Here is a 19,143-nt window from a genome sequence, read left to right as displayed (position 1 = left end):
TCAGAAATCGGCGACTTCCCGGATTCGCGTCGCCAGCAGCTGGTTGTCCGCCGGGGTGATGGTCGCCCAATCCCGCCCGTCCCGGTTCCGCGCGATCTGGAACAGGTACCGCCCCGCGTCCGTGTCGTAGAAGGCGACCACGTTTTCCGCGCGGCGGGGGCGGCCGTCGCGGCCCGCGCGTTCGACGCCGAACTGGCCACGCGCCTCCTGGCCGAGCAGCATGCCCGCCACCTCCTGGGCCTGCCACAGTGGCACGTCCAGGTCTTCCAGGGCGGTGACCATTGCTTTCGCGTCACCGCGGGCGGCGGCGTCGGCGTCACGGAGGACGTCGTGCGGGATGCTGATCGACTGGCCGACGCCGGGACCGAGATCGCCCGCGACCGAGACGGCGGCCTCGGCGAGGGAGCTCTCCCTGGCGGGGATCAGCCACACCTGGCCGGAGTCGATCACGCCGAGCAACGCCTGGTTGCCGACGCTGACCGCCTGGCCCTTGATCTCGCGGTCGGTCCACACCCAGACGTCGATCGCGACCCTGGGGTGCGCGAACAGGTTCAGCATGTCGACCAGTTCGCCCGACGCCTGGTGTCCCCGCGCGAGACCTCGCGCGCGCAGGGATTCCCAGGCCTCTTCGATCAGTGCCGCCCGCTCCGTGTGGGTCGTACCGGGGCTCGGCACGTCGAGTGCGACATGGCGGCGGGGCAGCCGTTCGGCTTCCCAGAGCATTTCGAACTCGAGTGCGGACAGCACCAGGCTGCCGTTGTCGTTCGGCACAGGTTCAGCGCGCTTCGCGGTTGCTGTGGTCACCGATCACGTCGGGCGACACCATGCGCTCGTCCGTGAACAGGTCCTTGTCGTCGACGCCGTAACGCCTGATGTGCTCCGCATCGTCTTCGACGTCCTGAGTGGCCGCACGCTCCATGAACTTCGACTCCGGCTTCGGCTGTTTCGCGCCGATCTTCTCCGAGCGCTTCATGGCCTCTTCTTCGGGAAGCTCGCCGATCGGCAGCTGACGGGTCGGTTTCCCGCCGCCTTCCTGCCGGGGACGGCGGTCGCGTTCCTTGTCGCCGCTCAGCGCGCCACCCGCGACACCGGCGCCGAGCGCGGCGGCGCCCGCACCTAGGTCGCCGGCCGCCGGGCCGGTGATCTTCGGGACGGCGGGGAAGCCGCGGCCGGATTCGTTGCCGGGGGCCAACGGCGTCTGCGGCCCGGCGCCGACCGAGCGGCCCTTGCCGAGTGCCTGGTCACCACCGGCGCCACCACCGACGTTGCCGAACACACCGGGGCCGGAGCTGGAGCCGGGGCCCTTGCCGAGAGCGCTGTCGATACCGGGCCCGGTGCCGAACGACTTGCCGGCGGGCTGCGCCGACGTGGTGCTGTTCGGCGGCGCGCTGCCGGTGGACGGGCCCGGCGGGACGTTCGGCGCACCCGGCGGGACGAACGGCGGCGTGACGGGCGAGCCGGTGACCGGGTACGACGGCCTGCCCTGTTCCGGCTGCGGGGCTGGCCGGTTCGGCGTCACCCAGCCGCTGCCCGGCGCGGGTACCGGCCTCGATGTGCCGGACGGCGTGGTCGGAGCCGCGGCCGCCGGAGCGGTGACACTGGAGTGGGGCGCCGACGCACCGGTCTTGCGGGCCACACCGCCGCCCATCGCGACGCCGTAGGCCGGGGTCGGGGCGTCGTAGGACGGCGCCTTCGGATTGCTGACGGGCTGCACGACCGGCGGCACGTACTTCGACTCGACGGCGGCCGACGCGGGTCGCACACTGCCGTCCGGAGTGAGCTCGGTGGCCGTGCCCGCGAGGTCGAGCGCGCCGGAACCGCCGCCCACTCCGGCGGCGGTGGTGGTCTGGGTGAGGTTCATCGCCTGCGGGTCGGCCAAGGTGTCGGTCGACAGCAGGTTCTCGCCGCTCGTTTTGGCGTAATCGTTCAACGCCTCCTGCGCCTGCGCCCGCGCGTTGTTCGCGGCGCTGACGCTCTTGGCGTGGTCGGTCTCGAACCCGATGAGGCTCAGCACGACGTCGCCGATGGTCAACCCACCGGCGCCCTTCCGGACCACTTCCGGATCCGGGAGCTTGTGCAGCGTCCGGTTGAAGGCCTCACCCTGGGCGAAGATCATCTCCGCGGAGTGCGTGACCTTCGAGTTCGCGTCCTGGGAAAAGCCGGCCTGCTCGGTGAACACCTGACCGGCGGCGCCACCCGCCTCGCTCTGCCATTCCACGCCGAGCTTGCCCAGCTCGTCGCGCAGCGTCTTGTCGGTGTCGGCGAGCGCGCCCGCCACGGCCTTCAGCGCGTCGACGGCGATGCCGATGCTGCCGGTGCCGTCACCGCTGCGGAAGCGTTCGATCTCGGTCGCGATCCCGGTGTCGGTGTAGCCGTCGAACCGAAGATCGCGGAGCCTGCCCGCGAGGTCGGAAACGTTCACGCCGCCCTCCCTAGTTGCGTGCTTTCAAGGTCTGCAAAGCCGAATCGGCCGCCCGTGCGGACATTTCGCACAGCTGCGGCATGGTGAACCCGCCGGCGGTGACGGCGACTGCCCGCACCGCCAGCGTCTGCCCTCGAGCGACACCGACGAGCGTTTCGCAGTCACCCGGCGTCCCGCCGTCACGGTGGTTCTTGATGGCGGGGAACCCGCCGACCGCCGTCGGTTCCGTGGTCATGCTGTTCTTGCGGCGCTTGCCGGTGAACCACTCTTCGACGTCCGCGGTGATCGTGCGGACGTAGTAGCTGTGGAAGGGCTGCGCGGCGTCCGCGTCGAGGACACAAGTCGGCCCGTCGATCGGTTCCGCGGCCGCGCGCGGTTTGCTGTTGATCTTGAGCTGATCGAGCTGGGGGTCGGTGAGCAGGGCACACGGATCGACGCCCTGCAGGCTCAATTCGGCGGGCCTGGCAGGCAACGCGGACGCCTTGGCGCCCTGCGTGACCGAAGCGAGCGCGGGCTCGTCGGGGAACGCCTGGCCGCCCGTGTCCGTGGTGCATCCGGCCAGCGCGAGGGTGAGCACTCCGCCGGAGACCAGCACACGGGGCCTACGCCCGGTGAACACCACGGTCCCCGAACGCGGCGGCCTTGTCCGCATCGCTGGTCTTGTACTCCTTGGCCGCCGTGCGGAGCTGGTTGACCAGGCTCCGCAGACCGGCCACGTAGGCCCGGACCTGCGCGGCGTACGACTGGTCGCCGTCGGCGACGAGTTCGTTCCAGACACCGGTCGCCTGCGTGCTCACGGTGTCGTTGGCCGGGGTGTCGATGCGCAGCTGGTCGAGCCGCGTCATGAGCTTGTCCTGCAACGCGTCGATCTGCTCTTCGACGATCTTCGCCACTTCGAGCAGCTTCGACGGGTCGACTCTGATGTCGGCCACCGACGGTGGCGTCGGGACCGCCGACGTGAGGTCCTGGACCTTGTCCGATACTGCCATTCCCCACCCCTTGGACACTGCGCACGGTGACCGTTCGTCCCGCCTGAGGCTACCAACGTGGATGTATCGGCTGCCTAAGCTTTGCAGGAAATACCGGGTTAGACGCACCCGGAACCGCGACGGTTCCGCCGGGAATTCACGAGACCGGGGTGGCGATCTCTCCCTTGGCCGCGAGCAGGGCGATGTCGGTACGGTGATGCGAGCCTGCCAAGTGGACCTTCTCGACCGTCGCGTAGGCGTCCTTGCGGGCGGCCTTCAGGTTCTTGCCGGTGCCGACGACCGACAGCACACGGCCGCCGGAGGAGACCACGGCGCCGTCGTCGCGGCGGCGGGTGCCTGCGTGGAGCACGCCTTCGAGCTCACCACCGGTGATGACATCGCCGGTCCTCGGCTTGCCGGGGTAGCCGTCCGCGGCCAGCACGACGGTGACCGCCGCACCGGAATCCCAGTCCAGCGGCGGCAGTTTCGCGAGCTTGCCGGTCGCCGTCGCGTGCAGGACCTTGCCGAGCGGGCTGCGCAGCAGCGCCAGGACGACCTGAGTCTCCGGGTCGCCGAACCGGCAGTTGAATTCGATGACCTGCGGGCCCTCGGAAGTCAGCGCGAGACCGGCGTAGAGCAGGCCGGAGAAGGTGGCGCCGCGGTTGTCGAGTTCGTCGACCACGGGCTGGACGATCCGCTCGACGACGTCGTCGACCAGGTCCTTCGGCGCCCACGGCAACGGCGCGTACGCCCCCATGCCGCCGGTGTTCGGACCCGCGTCGCCGTCGCCGACGCGCTTGAAGTCCTGCGCGGGCAGCATCGGGACGACCGTGCGGCCGTCGACGAAGCAGAAGAGAGAGGCCTCCGGGCCGTCGAGGAACGACTCGAGGAGCACGGGGTGTCCGCCGTCGAGCAACATCAGGGCGTGCTTGCGCGCGACATCGACGTCCGTGGTGACCACGACGCCCTTGCCCGCGGCGAGGCCGTCGTCCTTGACCACCCAAGTGGGGCCGAAACGACCGAGCGCGGCGTCGAGGCGGGCCGGGTTGTCGACGACCTCACAGTGCGCCGTCGGCACCTTCGCGGCCGCCATGACGTCCTTCGCGAACGCCTTCGAGCCCTCGATCCTGGCCGCGGACGCGGACGGGCCGAAGCAGGCGATACCCGCCTTCCGGACCGCGTCGGCGACACCCGCCACCAGCGGGACCTCGGGGCCGACCACCACCAGGTCCGCCTGCCATTGCTTGGCGAGGGCGGCGACCGATTCGGGATCGGCCGCGTCCACGCCGAGCTGCTCGGCCACCGAAGAGGTGCCGGCGTTGCCCGGGGCACAAGCCAGTGCGGTGACGGAAGGGTCTTCCGCGACCGCGAGGACGAGTGCATGCTCACGGGCGCCGGACCCGATTACCAGTACGCGCACGACGCACAGGGTAACCGTGCCGGAGACGACCTGTTGGCGGAGCCACGTGAAACCCGCCCCGGCCGGAGGCCCCGCTATCGTGGCGGCGGGGCGCCATAACGTCTGACCTGCGAAAACACGACCTGGCCTGGCGACACGATCGCGGTCGCGGGTTCACTGATCGACACAGCCCCGAACACGTCGCCGTCCTCGAGCGGGTGGTTCCATCCGGCGTTCACCCGGCGGTCAGCGCTCCGCCGGTCCGTCTTCGCCGACCGGACGCCTCCTGCGTCAAGGGTTGCGCGGTACCCCGAGTTCAAGCGAAAGAGGTCAACCACCATGCGAAAGCGCCTGGGCGTGCTCGCCCTGTCCGGACTCGCCGTACTCAGCGTCACAGGGCTGGCGGGCGCCGCCGAGCCGAGCGCCCAAGATGTGTCGGCGCTGGCGAAGGGCCACGATGGGCCGGTGATCGTCGGACACCGCGGCGCCCCCGGCTACCGCCCGGAGCACACGCTCGCCTCGTATGAGCTCGCCTACCGCCAGGGCGTCGACTGGGTCGACGTCGACCTCGTGCCCACCAAGGACGGCCAGCTGGTCGCCCGGCACGAGAACGAGATCGGCGGGACCACCGACGTCGCGAAGCGCCCCGAGTTCGCGAACCGGAAGACGACGAAGGTCATCGACGGCGCGTCGTTCACCGGCTGGTTCACCGAGGACTTCACCCTCGCCGAGCTGAAGACCCTGCGCGCCACCGAGCGGATCCCGCAGCTGCGGCCGAACAACAAGATCTACGACGGCCGCTACCAGATCGCCACCTACCAGGAGGTGCTCGACCTGACGCGCCGGCTTGGCCGCGAACTGCGCCGTGAGCTGGGGACGTACCCGGAGATCAAGCACTCGACCTACTTCTCCTCGATCAAGAACCCGACCGAGCCGAAGCTCGTCGAGCTGATCAAGCGCAACGGGCTCAACCACCCGAAGGCGCCGGTGATCATCCAGTCGTTCGAGGTGTCGAACCTGGTCGCGCTTTCGCGCCAGGTGCGGGTGCCGCTGCTGCAGCTGACCTCCGCGACCGGCGCTCCGGCCGACTTCGTCGCGAAGGGCGACCCGCGGACGTACGCCGACCTCGTCACGCCTGCGGGCCTGAAGGAGATCTCGAAGTACGCGGACTACCTGGGCCCGGAGAAGGCGCAGGTCATCCCGGTGGTGAACGGCGCGCTGGGACAGCCGACCAAGCTGGTCGCCGACGCGCACCAGGCCGGGCTGAAGGTCGGGCCGTACACGTTCCGCAACGAGAACAACTTCCTCCCGCAGAACCTGCGCTCGTCGGCGAACCCCGCCGAGTACGGCAACGCGTTCGCCGAGCAGGAAGCGTTCCTCAAGGCGGGCGTCGACGGCTACTTCGCCGACCACCCGGACACGGCACTGGAGGCCGTGAAGGCGTTCCGGGGGCGCTGAGCTCCTCGAGGTCGCTGATCCCCGGGCACCTGTAGCGGGTGGGGCGGCCGGGACGCCGACTGTGTGGATTTTGGGGCGTTGGATGACCAGAAATCCACACAGTGCCCGCGTCACCGGGCCGGTCGCGTCACCGTCCTCGCGCTGCGGCGGAGAGCGCCATGAACGGTCCTTTCCTTGCAAATTTTGCAAGGAAAGGACCGTTCATGGCGTCCGGAGGGGGTGTGGTCTTGACGGGACCTTGACATGCGCAGGTCGGCGGGCCTAATTTCGGCGGATCTCAATGGTCTGTCCGCATACCTTTGAAGTGGGTGCCCGATGGATGTCTCTGACAAGCAGGCCGCAGAACCCGCCGACGAAGACAGTGCCCGGCTCCACCAGCTCGGCTACGCGCAGGAACTCCGGCGCACGATGTCGACCTTCTCGAACTTCGCCGTCTCCTTCACGATCATCTCGATCCTGTCCGGCTGCCTGACCCTCTACGGGTTCGGCATGAAGACCGGCGGGCCCGCCGCGATGATCTGGGGCTGGCCGCTGGTCGGCCTGTTCGTCATCCTGGTCGGGCTGGGCATGGCGGAGGTCTGCTCCAGCTATCCGACCGCGGGCGGCCTCTACTACTGGGCCGCGAAGCTCGCGCCGAGCAACGGCGCGGCGTGGTCGTGGTTCACCGGCTGGTTCAACCTCATCGGGCAGATCGCCGTCACCGCGGGGATCGACTTCGGCGCCGCGCTGTTCCTCAACGCCTTCCTCGACCTGCAGTTCGGCTTCGAGGCGACGCCGGGCCACACGATCCTGCTGCTGGGGATCATCCTCGTGATCCACGGGTTGCTGAACACCTTCGGCGTCAAGATCGTGGCACTGCTGAACAGCATCAGCGTGTGGTGGCATCTGGTGGGCGTGCTGGTGATCGTCGGGGTGCTGATCGTCGTTCCCGAGAAGCACCAGGACGCGTCCTTCGTCTTCGGCGAGTTCGTGAACAAGACCGGCTGGGCTTCACCGGTCTACGTCTTCTTACTGGGGCTCCTCGTCGCGCAGTACACGTTGACCGGCTACGACGCCTCGGCGCATATGACCGAGGAGACCAAGAACGCGGCGAAGGCCGGGCCGCGCGGCATCATCAACTCGATCCTCGTCTCACTGGTCGCAGGCTGGGTCCTGCTGATCGGCCTGACGTTCGCCATCCAGGACTACGACGGCGCCGTCGGCTCCGCGACCGGGGTGCCGCCCGCGCAGATCTTCATCGACGCGACCGGTGCGACGACCGGCAAATTCCTCCTGCTGATCTGTATCGGCGCACAGCTGTTCTGCGGGATGGCGTCGGTGACCGCGAACTCGCGGATGATCTACGCCTTCGCCCGTGACGGCGCGATCCCGGGTTCGAAGTTCTGGCACCGCATCAACAAGCGCACCCAGACACCGACCAACGCGGTGTGGCTGGCCGCGGGCGGCGCACTCCTGCTCGCCCTGCCGTATCTGTGGAGCCAAACCGCCTACGCGGCGGTGACCTCGATCGCCGTCGTCGGCCTTTACGTGGCCTACGTGATCCCGGTGTTCCTGCGGGTGCGCAAGGGCGACGACTTCGAACCCGGACCGTGGAACCTCGGCCGCTGGGGCAAGCTCATCGGGACCATCGCGACCGTCTGGGTGTGCTTCATCTTCGTGCTGTTCATGCTCCCGCAGGGATCACCGATCACCATCGACAGTTTCAACTACACGCCTATCGCCTTCCTCGTCGTACTCGGTGGTGCGGCGGTGTGGTGGTTCGTCTCGGCCCGCAAGTGGTTCACGGGCCCGAAGGTGCAAGGCTCCGAGGCAGAACTCGCCGCCGTGGAAAGGGAACTCAAGGAGCTGGGGTAGCGGCGGTGGCCTCCCGGGAGCGGCCGGCGCGGACTCCGGTCACCGCGGCCGCTCCCAACGCCCCCACTGCGGCGAAGGCGTAGAAACCCCACGGGTACGCGATTCCGGCGGTCAGCAGCGCGCCGCCGAGGATCGGGCCGCTGATCGCGCCGACGCGGCCGACACCCGCCGCCCAGCCGATTCCGGTGGCGCGCATGGCATCCGGGTACGTCTTGCCGATGTAGGCGTACACCAGCACCTGCGCGCTGAACACGAAACCGCCGGTGAGGAACACGGCCACGTACAGACCGGCCGCGGGCAGCTTCACGCTCAGCAGGGCCAGGAACAGCGCCGCGCCGAGGAACCAGAAGATCACCGCCGGCCGCACGCCGACCTTGTCCGCCACCCGGCCCGCGACGAGCAGGCCGACGACGCCGCCCAGGTTCAGCGTGAGCAGCAGGCCGAGCGCCGCGCCCAGCGGATAGCCTGCCTGGCGCATGATCTCCGGCAGCCAGGTGTTGAGCCCGTAGACCAGCAGCAGCCCCATGAACGACGTCACCCAGAACGCGATGGTGGCGCGCAGGAGCCCGCCGCGGAACAGCCCGCCGACGACTTGTGTCGCCGACTTCTCCTGCGTGTCCCGTGCCCGCTCGAAGGACTCGGATTCGGGCAGATACTTGATCATCAGCGGTACCAGCACGAGCGCGGGCAGCGCGCCCGCGACGAACATCGCGCGCCAGCCGAGCGGCTGGATCAGCCAGATGCCGAGCAGGGCGGTGAGCACCGCGCCGACGTGGTAGCCGGTCATCACCGTGGTGGTCGCGCTGCTGCCCTTGCCCTTGCGGGCGTACTCGGTGACCAGCGCGATCGCCGTCGGGAGACAACCGCCGAGACCGAGCCCGGCGAGGAACCGGAACAGCCCGAAGAAGAACGCGGAAGGCGCGATCGCACAGAGCGCGGTGCACACCGAGAAGGCGACGACCGCGATGATCAGCGCCTTGCGGCGGCCGATGACGTCGGTGATCGTGCCGATCGCCATCGCGCCGATCATCATGCCGATCAGGCCGAACGTCGAGATCACCGACGCCGTGCCCGGTGTCAGCCCCCAGACGTGGTCACGGAGCAACGCGGGCAGCACCGTGCCCAGGACGACCAGGTCGAATCCGTCGAGCAGTACCGCCGTCCAGGCGAGTGGAACCACCCACGAACGGGCCGCGGCAGGGGACATGGAGACCTCCAGCTGTGTTCGCAATGCGCACGAGTATGCACAATACGAACGCTGTGAGCAAGGCCACTGGCCCCCTGGATGTCAGGAGTCAGCGCTTGACGAGGTCTCCGAGGACGCTCCAGGTGCGAAGCCGCTCTTCGCCGTTCCGGATGCCGCTCTGCGTCGCGACCACCTCGGTCGCCCCGGCGTCGAAGTACCGCCGGATCTCGGCCGCGACGGTCTCCTCGTCCCCGGCGATCACCAGCTCACCGGCGGAATCCACGCCCTGGGCGTCGAAGACCGCGCGGTAGGACGGGATGTCGCGGAAGAACGCGTACTGCCGGTCGACCTGGGCGCGGACCGCGTCGGGATCGTCGGTCACGACGACCGGGGCCATCGCGATGATCCGCGGCGCCGGACGGCCGGCGGCGGCCTTGGTGATCTCCGGGACGATCACCTCGGAAAGGGCCTTGGGCCCGGCGAGGAACGGGATCGTGCCGTCGGCGAGTTCGCCGGTGACGCGCAGCGCCCGCCGTCCCATCGCGGCGATGATCACCGGGATGTCCGAAGACCCGGCGACAGAAAGCGAAGCCGCGAAGCCCTTGGCGTGCGCCCGAACAGTTTCGCCTCGGAAGTCGACTTCGCCGCCGTCGAGCACCTGACGGAGGATCGTCAGGTACTCGCGAAGATGCTTGATCGGCGACGGGTACTCGATGCCGTACGCCGGTTCGAGCCAGTTCTTCGCGCCGGTTCCGAGGCCGAGGACGAACCGGCCCCCGGTGGCGGCCTGCGCCGTCTGCGCGAGACCGGTGATCAGCAACGGATGTCGCGGGTAGATCGGGACGACGCCGGTCCCGACGGTGATTCCCGGGACCGCGCGGCCGGCGAGGGCGGCGACGGTGATCGCGTCGTGCTCCATCCGCTGGGAGAACCAGACGGACGTCAGGCCCGCGTCGGCGGCCTGCCGGGTCTGCGTGACGAGTTCATCGACGATGTTGACGGCGTCCGCGGTGTCCCCGGACGGGAGTGCCACTCCGATGGTCATGTCCAACGCCAACGACGCTGCCGGAAGGATATTTCACCGTTCACCAGATGAGATCACGCGCGCGGTCGCGCGGGTTGCCGCACCCTGGGCGGCGTCCGGCACCTCGATCCTGGAGAGACCCGATGTCGCTGACCGATGTCATCGAAGGAACCAAGACCGCCGTCGACGCCGACCCGCGCAACGCCGCCGTCTCGTTCAGCGTCGCCAACGCGCTGAACCCCGGAACCGCGACGCGGGTGGACGTGCGAGTGCGGGACCACTCGTTCGCCGTCGACGAACCGGCCGCGCTCGGCGGCACCGACACCGCGGCGAACCCGGTCGAATACGCGCTCGCCGCGCTGGGCTCGTGCCAGGTGATCACGTACCAGTTCTGGGCGGCGAAGCTCGGTGTGCCGCTCGAAGGCGTGCAGGTCACCGTGGACGGCGACATCGACCTGCACGGGTTCTTCGGGTTCTCGGAGACTCGCCCCGGCTTCGGCGATGTGCGCGTTTCGGTGGAGCTCAGCGGGCCTGCGGGGGCGGAGGTCTACGAGGACCTGAAGCGGCAGGTGGACGAGCACTGCCCGGTGCTGGACCTGTTCCGGAACCCGACGCCGGTGAAGACCTCGCTCGCCTGAGACGCGCTATGAAAGGTCCTTTCCTTGCAAATTTTGCAAGGAAAGGACCTTTCATAGCGCGCGTAAGAGGGTCAGACGAACTCGTGACGCACGATCGTCTGCTCCCGGCCGGGACCGACGCCGATCGCCGAGATCCGCGCGCCCGAGAGCTCTTCGAGCCGCTCGACGTAGGCCCGCGCGTTCGACGGCAGCTCTTCGAAGGTGCGGCAGCCCGAGATGTCCTCGAACCAGCCCGGCAGCTCTTCGTAGATCGGCAGCGCGTGGTGCACGTCGGTCTGCGTCATCGGCATGTCGTAGGTACGGAAGCCGTCGACCTCGTAGCCGACGCACACCGGCACCTTCTCCAGCCCGGACAGCACGTCCAGCTTGGTGAGGAAGTAGTCGGTGATGCCGTTGACCCGCACCGCGTAGCGCGCGATGACGGCGTCGAACCAGCCGGTGCGCCGCGAGCGGCCGGTGGTGACGCCGAACTCGCCGCCCTGTTTGCGCAGGTACTCGCCGGACTCGTCGTCCAGTTCGGTCGGGAACGGGCCGGAGCCGACGCGTGTGGTGTAGGCCTTGAGGATGCCCAGCACGGTGCCGATCTTGCCAGGGCCGATGCCCGAACCCGCGCTCGCGCCGCCGGAGGTCGGGTTCGACGACGTCACGAACGGGTAGGTGCCGTGGTCGACGTCGAGCAGGGTGCCCTGCGAGCCTTCGAGCAGCACGGTCTCGCCGCGTTCGAGGGCCTGGTTCAGCTGAAGGCGCGTGTCGGCGATGCGGTGCGCGAACTTCTCGCCCGCGGCCAGCACCTCGTCGGCGACCTGGTCCGCGTCGAGCGCCTTGCGGTTGTAGACCTTGACCAGCACCTGGTTCTTGAACTCCAGTGCCGACTCGACCTTCTGCCGGAAGATCTTCTCGTCGAGCAGGTCCTGCACGCGGACGCCGACGCGGGCGATCTTGTCCTGGTAGCAGGGGCCGATGCCGCGGCCGGTGGTGCCGATCTTGCGGCTGCCGAGGTAACGCTCGGTGACCTTATCGATCTCCACGTGGTACGGCATGATCAAGTGCGCGTCGGCGGAGATCAGCAGCTTGCTGGTGTCGACGTCGCGTTCCTCCAGCCCGGCGAGTTCGTCGAGCAGTACGCCCGGGTCGATGACGACGCCGTTGCCGATGACGTTGGTGACGCCCGGCGTGAGGATCCCGGACGGGATCAGGTGGAGGGCGAAGTTCTGCCCGTCGGGAAGGACTACGGTGTGGCCCGCGTTGTTACCGCCTTGGTAACGCACGATCCACTGGACGCGGTCGCCGAGCAGGTCGGTGGCCTTGCCCTTGCCCTCGTCCCCCCATTGGGCCCCGATCAGCACGATGGCCGGCATGTGACACTCCAGGTGTTCGGCGACTTGTGGTTTGGCGCTGGTAAATGCCGGTGCATGAGCGTAACGGAGGGCCTTCGGGTGCGCGGAATAGTGGTGGTCTGTCCCGAGGGCGAGCCCACACTCCCGGAGATCGACGACGTCGAAATGGTGCGCGTTCCGAGCCGCCCTGGCAAGGCGGATATCGACCCCTTGCTGGGGGAACACGATCACCTGGTGGTCGCGGGCACCGACGCGGACCTCGCGGCCGTCGCGCTGCGGCTGTTACGAAAAGAACAGCTCTCGGGCGTGTCGCTCGGATTCGTGCCGTCGTCGCCCGACTCCGACGTCGCCCGCATCTGGAGCCTGCCGACGCAGCCGCTGCGTGCCCTCTCGCTCGCCCTCCGTGGTGAGGTCGATCCGGTGCCACTGATCCGCGACGACAACGGCGGGGTACTGGTCGGGCGAGGGGTGATCGGGATGATCCGCGGGGTGGCCTACTGCGACGAGCACACCGTCCTGCGCGGGCCCGCGCGCTCGATCGAGGTCGAGCCCGACGCGAGCGGCCCGGGGCTGATGGTCCGGGTGACCAAGGGAACCCTGTTCAAACGGCCTTCGACGCAGTACGCGCGGGCGTTCCAGCTCGGCTGCATCCCGACCCGGCCGAGCAGCGACGGCGTCGTCCATCCGCGCGCGATGAGCCGCTGGACCTGGTACCGGCACACCGAGGACCTCCGGCTGGTCCGCGGGCTCGACTAGGCGCTAGCCCGTTCGGCCCAGAACCATCAGCTGGACTTTCCGAAAATTTTTCGGCGGCGTACACCGGGTCCTACCTGCTCGTGACACCCTCCGTTCACGAATAGCCAGCAGAGTGTCATCCGATGGTGTTGCGTGGGTCATATCCGTCCCGCATGGTGACCAGGTCCCCAAACCTGACACGGAGGCGGCAATATGCCAACCGCGCTTGCTGTTCGTCGCTCCTTCACTGTTCTCGCCGTCTCGGCGATCGTCTCGGCAGGCGTCGCCGGTGTCGCCGAAGCGACGCCCCCGGGCATCCCCTCGGCCGACACCGCCAAGACCCAGCTCGCCGCGCTGACCGTCAAACCGGACGGTTCGTCGACCGGGTACAGCCGCGACAAGTTCCCGCACTGGTCCGATCAGGGCAACAGCTGCAACACCCGCGAGGTCGTGCTGAAGCGGGACGGCACGAACGTCCAGCAGGACAGCAGCTGCGCCGCCGTCTCCGGCAGCTGGTCCAGCCCGTACGACGGCGCCACCTGGACCGCGGCGTCCGATGTGGACATCGACCACGTCGTGCCGCTGTCCGCCGCGTGGCGCACCGGGGCGTCGTCGTGGACCACCGCGCAGCGGCAGGCGTTCGCGAACGACCTCAGCGCGCCGCAGCTGATCGCCGTCACCGACAACGTCAACCAGGAGAAGGGCGACAAGTCGCCGGACGCCTGGAAGCCGCCGACCGTCGGGTACTGGTGCACCTACGCGAAGATGTGGACCACGGTGAAGTACAAGTACAAGCTCTCCATCAAATCGGCGGAGAAGACCGCGCTGACGGACATGCTCAACCGCTGCTAGACCTGGTCGATCCGTGAGGGCCTCCTTCCCTACCTTGAGGGTAGGGAAGGAGGCCCTCACGGACTTTCGGGGCTGTCAAGCGGAAAGGTGGGACGTTTCGCGGGCTGGGAGCCGGACTCAGTATGTGGGCGGGCCTCAAGGTCGTGATTAGCGTGATTCGGGTCGGCGCAAGTAAAAGCGCCCCCGTTCCCCGCTGGAGGCCACCCGGTGTCCCGTACCGCCGCCACTTCTTTACTCGCGCTCACCGCACTTTTCGTCACCGCCTGCTCTTCCGCGGGCGGTTCGACGGGTGCCGACGCCGGACCGCCCGAACCCGGCGGCACGTTGCGCCTCGGGATCTCGTCGAGTCCGGACTGCGTCGACCCGCAGCAGGTCGGCACCAACGCTTCGCTCAACGTCGGCCGTCAGCTGGTCGATTCGCTGACCGACCAGGATCCGGCCACCGGTGAGATCAAGCCGTGGCTGGCCGCAAAATGGGAGAGCAACGCGGATTCGACCGCGTTCACCTTCCACCTGCGCGACGGCGCGACCTTCTCCGACGGCAGCCCCGTCGACGCCGCCGCGGTCAAGACGAGCTTCGACGCGATCAAGGCGCTCGGGCCGAAATCGCAGCTCGGCTCGGGCTATCTGGCCGTCTACAAGGGAACGACGGTCGTCGACCCGAAGACGATCAAGATCGAGTTCTCCGTTCCCAGCGCGCAGTTCCTGCAGGCCAGCTCGACGATGTCGCTCGGCGTCCTCGCGCCTGCCGCGTACAAGAAGACCGCCGATCAGCGCTGCCAAGGCGACGGCCTGATCGGCTCGGGCCCGTTCGTCTTCGAGAGCCTCAAGCAGAACCAGGAAATCGTCCTCGCCAAACGCAACGGCTACCGCTGGGGTTCGTCGCTGTTCAAGCACCAGGGCGAGGCGTATCTCGACAAGATCGCCTACAAGATCGTGCCGGAACCCGGTGTGCGCACCGGAAGTCTCGCTTCGGCGCAGCTCGACGCCATCACCGACGTCCAACCGGTCGACGAACCGCAGTTCACCGGCAACGGGTTCACCGAGCCCACCCGCCCGAATCCCGGTGTGGTGTTCAACCTGCACGCCAACGTCACCAAAGGCGTGCTCGTCGACGAAAAGATCCGCCAGGCGGTGGTCAAGGGCATCAACCGCCCCGAGATCACGAACACCGTGCTGACGCCGAACTACAAACCCGCCACCAGTATTCTCGGTTCGGCGACGCCGTTCTACGCCGACCTGTCGTCGCTGCTCGCCTACGATCCGGCCGGGGCGACGTCGTTGCTGGAGAGCGCGGGCTGGCTGCCCGGTCCCGACGGGATCCGGACGAAGAACGGGCAGCGGCTGACCGCGAAGGTCGTCTTCTCCCTGGTGTTCAACCAGAACAAGAGTGTGCTCGAACTCGTGCAGCAGCAGTTGCGCAAGATCGGCTTCGACCTTCAGATCGAACAGCGCACGATCGCCGAGAGCGTGCAGATCACGCAAAGCGGGAACTACGAGTACCTCTGGTACAACACCACCCGCGCAGATCCGGACATCCTGCGCAACCTGTTCTCCACCAAGGCGAACAACCGCAGCAAACTGCCCGCGGACAACCCGATCGACGCGCCGCTCGACGCACAATCGTCCACTGTGGACCCAGCAAAGCGGAAGCCCGCGGCCGAAGCGGCGCAGCGTGCGATCATCGAGCGCGGCTACTCGGCGCCGGTGTTCGAGCTGACCCAGGTACTGGCGCACGGGCCGAACGCGCACGGTGTCGGTTTCGAGGCGTCGTCCCGGTTGCAGCTGTTCGACGCCTGGGTGTCGGGCTCGTGAGGCGGTACCTGCTCCGGCGGATCCTGCAGGCGGTCTTCGTCCTGTGGGCAGCCTTCACGGTGTCGTTCGTGATCCTCTACCTCCTGCCGGGTGACGCGGTCAGCGCGAAGCTCGGCGGGGGCGAGGCCGGCCTTTCCGTGACGCCGGAACAGCTGGCCGCGGCGAAGGCGGAGTACGGATTCGACGACCCGTTGCCACTCCAGTATGGAAAACGGCTGCTCGCCGCACTGCAAGGCGACTTCGGCCGCTCGATCGCCACCGGGGACGACGCCACGAACATGGTCGTCTCCGCTCTGCCGCCGACCCTCGCGGTGACCGGATTCGCGTTGGTACTGGCGATCCTGTTCGGCGGCGGGATCGCGATCGCCGGCACCGTCACCCGGCATCGCTGGCTGGGAAACCTCCTGCTCGCGTTGCCACCGCTGGGGATCTCGCTGCCGCCGTTCTGGGTCGGATTGCTGCTCATCCAGTTCTTTTCCTTCCAGCTCAAGCTGTTGCCCGCGCTGGGCTCGAACGGCTTCGAGTCGCTGATCCTGCCCGCGATCACTCTCGCCATCCCGACCGGCGCGATCATCGGGCAGGTGCTGGCGAAGAGCCTTCGCACGCAACTCGCCGAGCCCTACGCCGAAATCGCGCTGGCCAAGGGGGCGAGCCGGTCGAGAGTCCACTTCGGACACCTCCTGCGCAACGCGGCCGTGCCGACGCTGACCATCGCCGGAGTGGTCGCGGGCAACCTGATCGCGGGTTCGGTGATCACCGAGACGGTGTTCTCCCGTGACGGCCTCGGGCGCGTGAGGTCGTCGGCGGTCACCGCGCAGGACATCCCGGTGGTGCAGGCGGTGATCGTGCTCGCCGCACTGGTGTTCGTCGGCATCAACCTGCTGGTCGACCTCGTTTATCCGCTGCTGGACCCGCGGATCCGACACCGGGAGACGGCCGATGCCTGACGTTCTCGTGCACACCAGGCGGCCGGGCCTGCTCCTCGCGGTCGCCGTCCTGGCCTTCGCCCTGCTGGCGGCGCTCGTCCCGGGCCTCTTCACCGGGCAGGACCCGCTCGCCGGTGTCCCCGCCGAGAAGATGCAGGGCCCTTCGCTCGGTCACCTCTTCGGCACCGACGAAACCGGGCGGGACATCTTCGCGCGAGTGGTGCACGGCGCCGCGCTTTCGTTGCAGGCGACGGTGATCGCCGTCGTCGTCGCGCTCGTGGCCGGTGCCGCGCTCGGCCTGCTCGCCGGGTTCCGGGGCGGCGCCCTCGACTCGGCGATCATGCGCTGCGTCGACGTCCTGCTGGCGATCCCGTCGATTCTGCTGTCACTTGCGCTGGTCACAGCGCTCGGCTTCGGTACGACCAACGTCGCGATCGCCGTCGGTGTCGCGAATCTCGCGCAGTTCGCCCGGCTGATGCGCGCCGAAGTGCTGCGTGTCCGCAGTGGTGTGTTCGTCGAGGCCGCCCGCGCGGGAGGCGTCCGCTGGACCGGGGTGCTCGGACGGCATGTGCTGCCCAACGCGCTCGGCCCGGTGCTCGCGCTCGCGACGCTCACCTTCGGCACCGCCGTATTGGAGGTGTCCGCGCTGAGCTTCCTCGGCTACGGCGCCACCCCGCCGACCCCGGAATGGGGCTCGCTCGTGGCGGGCGGGCGCGGCTTCCTCGCCACCGCCTGGTGGATGACGACCTTCCCCGGACTCACCGTCGCGGCCGTGGTGCTGTCCGCGAACCGGCTGTCCAGAGCGATCGAAGGAGACGTGCGATGAGCGATCTGCTGACCATCCGCGACCTCGCGGTTTCCTACAAGTCCGTCCCCGCCGTGGATGGCGTCTCGCTCTCTGTCCATAAAGGACAGATCATCGCGGTGGTCGGCGAGTCCGGCTCCGGCAAGAGCACGACTGCCCACGCGGCGATCGGGCTGCTGCCACGCGGCGGGCGGATCGAACGTGGCGAGATCACCTTTGACGGCCGTGACCTCACGAAGCTCTCCGACCGCGCTTGGCGTTCCGTGCGTGGCCGCGAGATCGCGCTGGTCCCCCAGGATCCGACGGTTTCGCTCAATCCCGTGCACCGGATCGGCGATCAGGTCGCGGAGGTGCTGCTGATCCACGGCCTGGCGGACAAGCGAACCGCCGGCGCGGAGGCGGTGAAACTGCTGCGCAAGGCCGGGATCGCGGATCCGGAGGCGCGGGCGCGGCAGTACCCGCACGAGCTGTCCGGCGGGCTGCGCCAGCGTGCGCTGATCGCCGCCGCGCTCGCCGGACGGCCGAAACTCATCATCGCCGACGAGCCGACCAGCGCGCTCGACGTCACCGTGCAGCGGCAGATCCTGGATCACCTCGAAGAACTCGCCGCCGAAGCGGACACCGCCGTCCTACTGATCACGCACGACCTCGGCGTCGCGTCCGATCGGGCGTCGCGGATCGTGGTGCTGTCCCAGGGGACCGTGGTCGAGGAAGGGACGACCGGCGAGATCCTCGCGGCGCCGACGCGGAAGTACACGCGGGATCTGCTCGCCGCGGCGCCGAGCCTGTCCGACACCCCGTTGCGTGAGCCGAAACCGCCGTCGTCCGACGTCCTGGTCTCGGTACGCGGTCTCGGCAAGACCTTCGGGACCGTCCGCGCCGTGGACGGCGTTTCGTTCGACATCGCCCGTGGCCGGACGCTCGCGCTGGTCGGCGAATCCGGTTCGGGCAAGTCGACCACCGCGCGGATGATCCTGCGGCTGGAGACGCCGACCGACGGCGTCGTCGAGTTCGACGGCGAGGACATCACCGCGCTGCGCGGCGAGGAACTGCGACGGCTGCGGCGCCGGTTTCAGCTGGTGTACCAGAACCCGTACGCGTCGCTGAACCCGAAGTTCAGCATCGAGGACGTCATCTCCGAGCCGCTGCGGGCGTTCGGCGTCGGCACGAAGGCGGAACGCCGGGCGCGGGCGGCGGAACTCGTCGACCAGGTCGCGCTGCCGTCTTCGGTGCTGAAGCGCAAGCCCGCCGAACTGTCCGGCGGGCAGCGGCAACGGGCGGCCATCGCGCGGGCGCTCGCGCTGCGCCCGGAGCTGATCGTCGCCGACGAACCCGTCTCCGCGCTGGACGTCTCGGTGCAGGCGCAGATCCTGCGGCTGCTCGCCGACCTTCAGGACGAACTCGGCCTGACGTATTTGTTCATCTCGCACGATCTCGCCGTGGTCCGGCAGATCGCGGACACCGTCGGCGTGCTGCGCGGCGGCGAACTCGTCGAACTCGGCCCCGCTCAGGACGTCCTCGAACGGCCGGGCGCGGATTACACCCGCGAGCTGCTCTCCGCCATCCCGGGCCGGAAACCGTTGGAGGCACGATGAAATTCGGGCTCTTCTCCCTCGTCGCGAATCATCCCGACCCGATTCGCGATCCGACCGGTGCCCCCAATGCGGCATTGGGGGCACCGCGGCGACGCCGAGCTGACGTCGCCTTCGTCCTCGAGAGGGCCG

The 19,143-nt window shown here is 68.7% G+C and carries 17 protein-coding genes; 9 read left to right on the top strand and 8 right to left on the bottom strand.

Going from position 1 to position 19,143, the window contains the following annotated elements; all coding sequences use genetic code 11:
- The 5 genes from ACLJO0_RS02790 to purD all read right to left on the bottom strand — a co-directional run bounded on the left by ACLJO0_RS02790 (position 1) and on the right by purD (position 4,810).
- Positions 1 to 771, bottom strand: coding sequence for an ESX secretion-associated protein EspG (locus ACLJO0_RS02790; protein WP_410576416.1), 771 nt, complete (start codon positions 769 to 771; stop codon positions 1 to 3).
- Positions 772 to 775: 4 nt separating this feature from the next.
- Entirely contained in the window at positions 776 to 2,422 is a 1,647-nt protein-coding gene (locus ACLJO0_RS02785) for a hypothetical protein (protein WP_410576415.1), read from the bottom strand.
- A 10-nt stretch (positions 2,423 to 2,432) separates the two neighbouring features.
- Complete coding sequence (locus ACLJO0_RS02780) at positions 2,433 to 3,074, bottom strand: DUF3558 domain-containing protein (RefSeq protein ID WP_410576414.1); 642 nt, start codon at positions 3,072 to 3,074, stop codon at positions 2,433 to 2,435.
- On the bottom strand, positions 3,025 to 3,411 hold the full coding sequence (locus tag ACLJO0_RS02775; protein ID WP_125784839.1) for a PE domain-containing protein: 387 nt from the start codon (positions 3,409 to 3,411) through the stop codon (positions 3,025 to 3,027). Before ACLJO0_RS02775 ends, ACLJO0_RS02780 begins: the two co-directional genes overlap by 50 nt.
- Before the next feature lie 136 nt (positions 3,412 to 3,547).
- Complete coding sequence (gene purD, locus ACLJO0_RS02770; RefSeq protein ID WP_125790961.1) at positions 3,548 to 4,810, bottom strand: phosphoribosylamine--glycine ligase; 1,263 nt, start codon at positions 4,808 to 4,810, stop codon at positions 3,548 to 3,550.
- A gap of 318 nt (positions 4,811 to 5,128) precedes the next feature.
- On the opposite strand from purD, the gene ACLJO0_RS02765 reads away from it, so the two are divergent.
- Positions 5,129 to 6,247 (top strand): glycerophosphodiester phosphodiesterase, encoded by a 1,119-nt coding sequence (locus ACLJO0_RS02765; RefSeq protein WP_410576413.1) that lies wholly within the window; start codon positions 5,129 to 5,131, stop codon positions 6,245 to 6,247.
- Between the two features lie 315 nt (positions 6,248 to 6,562).
- Positions 6,563 to 8,101 (top strand): amino acid permease, encoded by a 1,539-nt coding sequence (locus tag ACLJO0_RS02760; protein WP_410576412.1) that lies wholly within the window; start codon positions 6,563 to 6,565, stop codon positions 8,099 to 8,101.
- On the opposite strand, the gene ACLJO0_RS02755 is transcribed toward ACLJO0_RS02760, so the two are convergent.
- On the bottom strand, positions 8,085 to 9,308 hold the full coding sequence (locus ACLJO0_RS02755; RefSeq protein WP_410576411.1) for an MFS transporter: 1,224 nt from the start codon (positions 9,306 to 9,308) through the stop codon (positions 8,085 to 8,087). The two genes, ACLJO0_RS02760 and ACLJO0_RS02755, sit on opposite strands and share 17 nt — an antisense overlap.
- Positions 9,309 to 9,396: 88 nt before the next feature.
- Positions 9,397 to 10,332, bottom strand: a complete 936-nt coding sequence (locus ACLJO0_RS02750) for an LLM class F420-dependent oxidoreductase (protein ID WP_410576410.1) — start codon at positions 10,330 to 10,332, stop codon at positions 9,397 to 9,399.
- Between the two features lie 122 nt (positions 10,333 to 10,454).
- On the opposite strand from ACLJO0_RS02750, the gene ACLJO0_RS02745 reads away from it, so the two are divergent.
- Positions 10,455 to 10,949, top strand: a complete 495-nt coding sequence (locus ACLJO0_RS02745) for an OsmC family protein (RefSeq protein ID WP_038521494.1) — start codon at positions 10,455 to 10,457, stop codon at positions 10,947 to 10,949.
- 71 nt (positions 10,950 to 11,020) lie between these two features.
- Here ACLJO0_RS02745 and ACLJO0_RS02740 read toward each other — a convergent pair whose 3' ends face one another.
- Positions 11,021 to 12,307, bottom strand: a complete 1,287-nt coding sequence (locus tag ACLJO0_RS02740) for an adenylosuccinate synthase (protein ID WP_125790955.1) — start codon at positions 12,305 to 12,307, stop codon at positions 11,021 to 11,023.
- Between the two features lie 54 nt (positions 12,308 to 12,361).
- Here ACLJO0_RS02740 and ACLJO0_RS02735 point away from each other — a divergent pair, with 54 nt between their 5' ends.
- The 6 genes from ACLJO0_RS02735 to ACLJO0_RS02710 all read left to right on the top strand — a co-directional run bounded on the left by ACLJO0_RS02735 (position 12,362) and on the right by ACLJO0_RS02710 (position 19,014).
- Positions 12,362 to 13,042, top strand: coding sequence for a hypothetical protein (locus tag ACLJO0_RS02735; protein WP_370310642.1), 681 nt, complete (start codon positions 12,362 to 12,364; stop codon positions 13,040 to 13,042).
- Positions 13,043 to 13,234: 192 nt separating this feature from the next.
- Positions 13,235 to 13,873 carry a DUF1524 domain-containing protein gene (locus tag ACLJO0_RS02730; protein WP_410576409.1) on the top strand — a complete coding sequence of 213 codons (639 nt, stop codon included), beginning with the start codon at positions 13,235 to 13,237 and terminating at the stop codon, positions 13,871 to 13,873.
- A 207-nt stretch (positions 13,874 to 14,080) separates the two neighbouring features.
- Positions 14,081 to 15,688, top strand: coding sequence for an ABC transporter substrate-binding protein (locus ACLJO0_RS02725; protein ID WP_410576408.1), 1,608 nt, complete (start codon positions 14,081 to 14,083; stop codon positions 15,686 to 15,688).
- Positions 15,685 to 16,635, top strand: coding sequence for an ABC transporter permease (locus ACLJO0_RS02720; protein WP_410576407.1), 951 nt, complete (start codon positions 15,685 to 15,687; stop codon positions 16,633 to 16,635). Before ACLJO0_RS02725 ends, ACLJO0_RS02720 begins: the two co-directional genes overlap by 4 nt.
- Positions 16,628 to 17,440 carry an ABC transporter permease gene (locus ACLJO0_RS02715; protein ID WP_410576406.1) on the top strand — a complete coding sequence of 271 codons (813 nt, stop codon included), beginning with the start codon at positions 16,628 to 16,630 and terminating at the stop codon, positions 17,438 to 17,440. The genes ACLJO0_RS02720 and ACLJO0_RS02715 overlap by 8 nt, the downstream gene beginning before the upstream one ends.
- On the top strand, positions 17,437 to 19,014 hold the full coding sequence (locus tag ACLJO0_RS02710) for a dipeptide ABC transporter ATP-binding protein (protein WP_410576405.1): 1,578 nt from the start codon (positions 17,437 to 17,439) through the stop codon (positions 19,012 to 19,014). The genes ACLJO0_RS02715 and ACLJO0_RS02710 overlap by 4 nt, the downstream gene beginning before the upstream one ends.
- Positions 19,015 to 19,143 lie beyond the last annotated feature (129 nt).

It is taken from the genome of Amycolatopsis sp. lyj-108 (assembly GCF_046549005.1).
Taxonomy (GTDB): Bacteria; Actinomycetota; Actinomycetes; order Mycobacteriales; family Pseudonocardiaceae; genus Amycolatopsis.
This window is presented reverse-complemented; position numbering and strand designations above follow the sequence as displayed.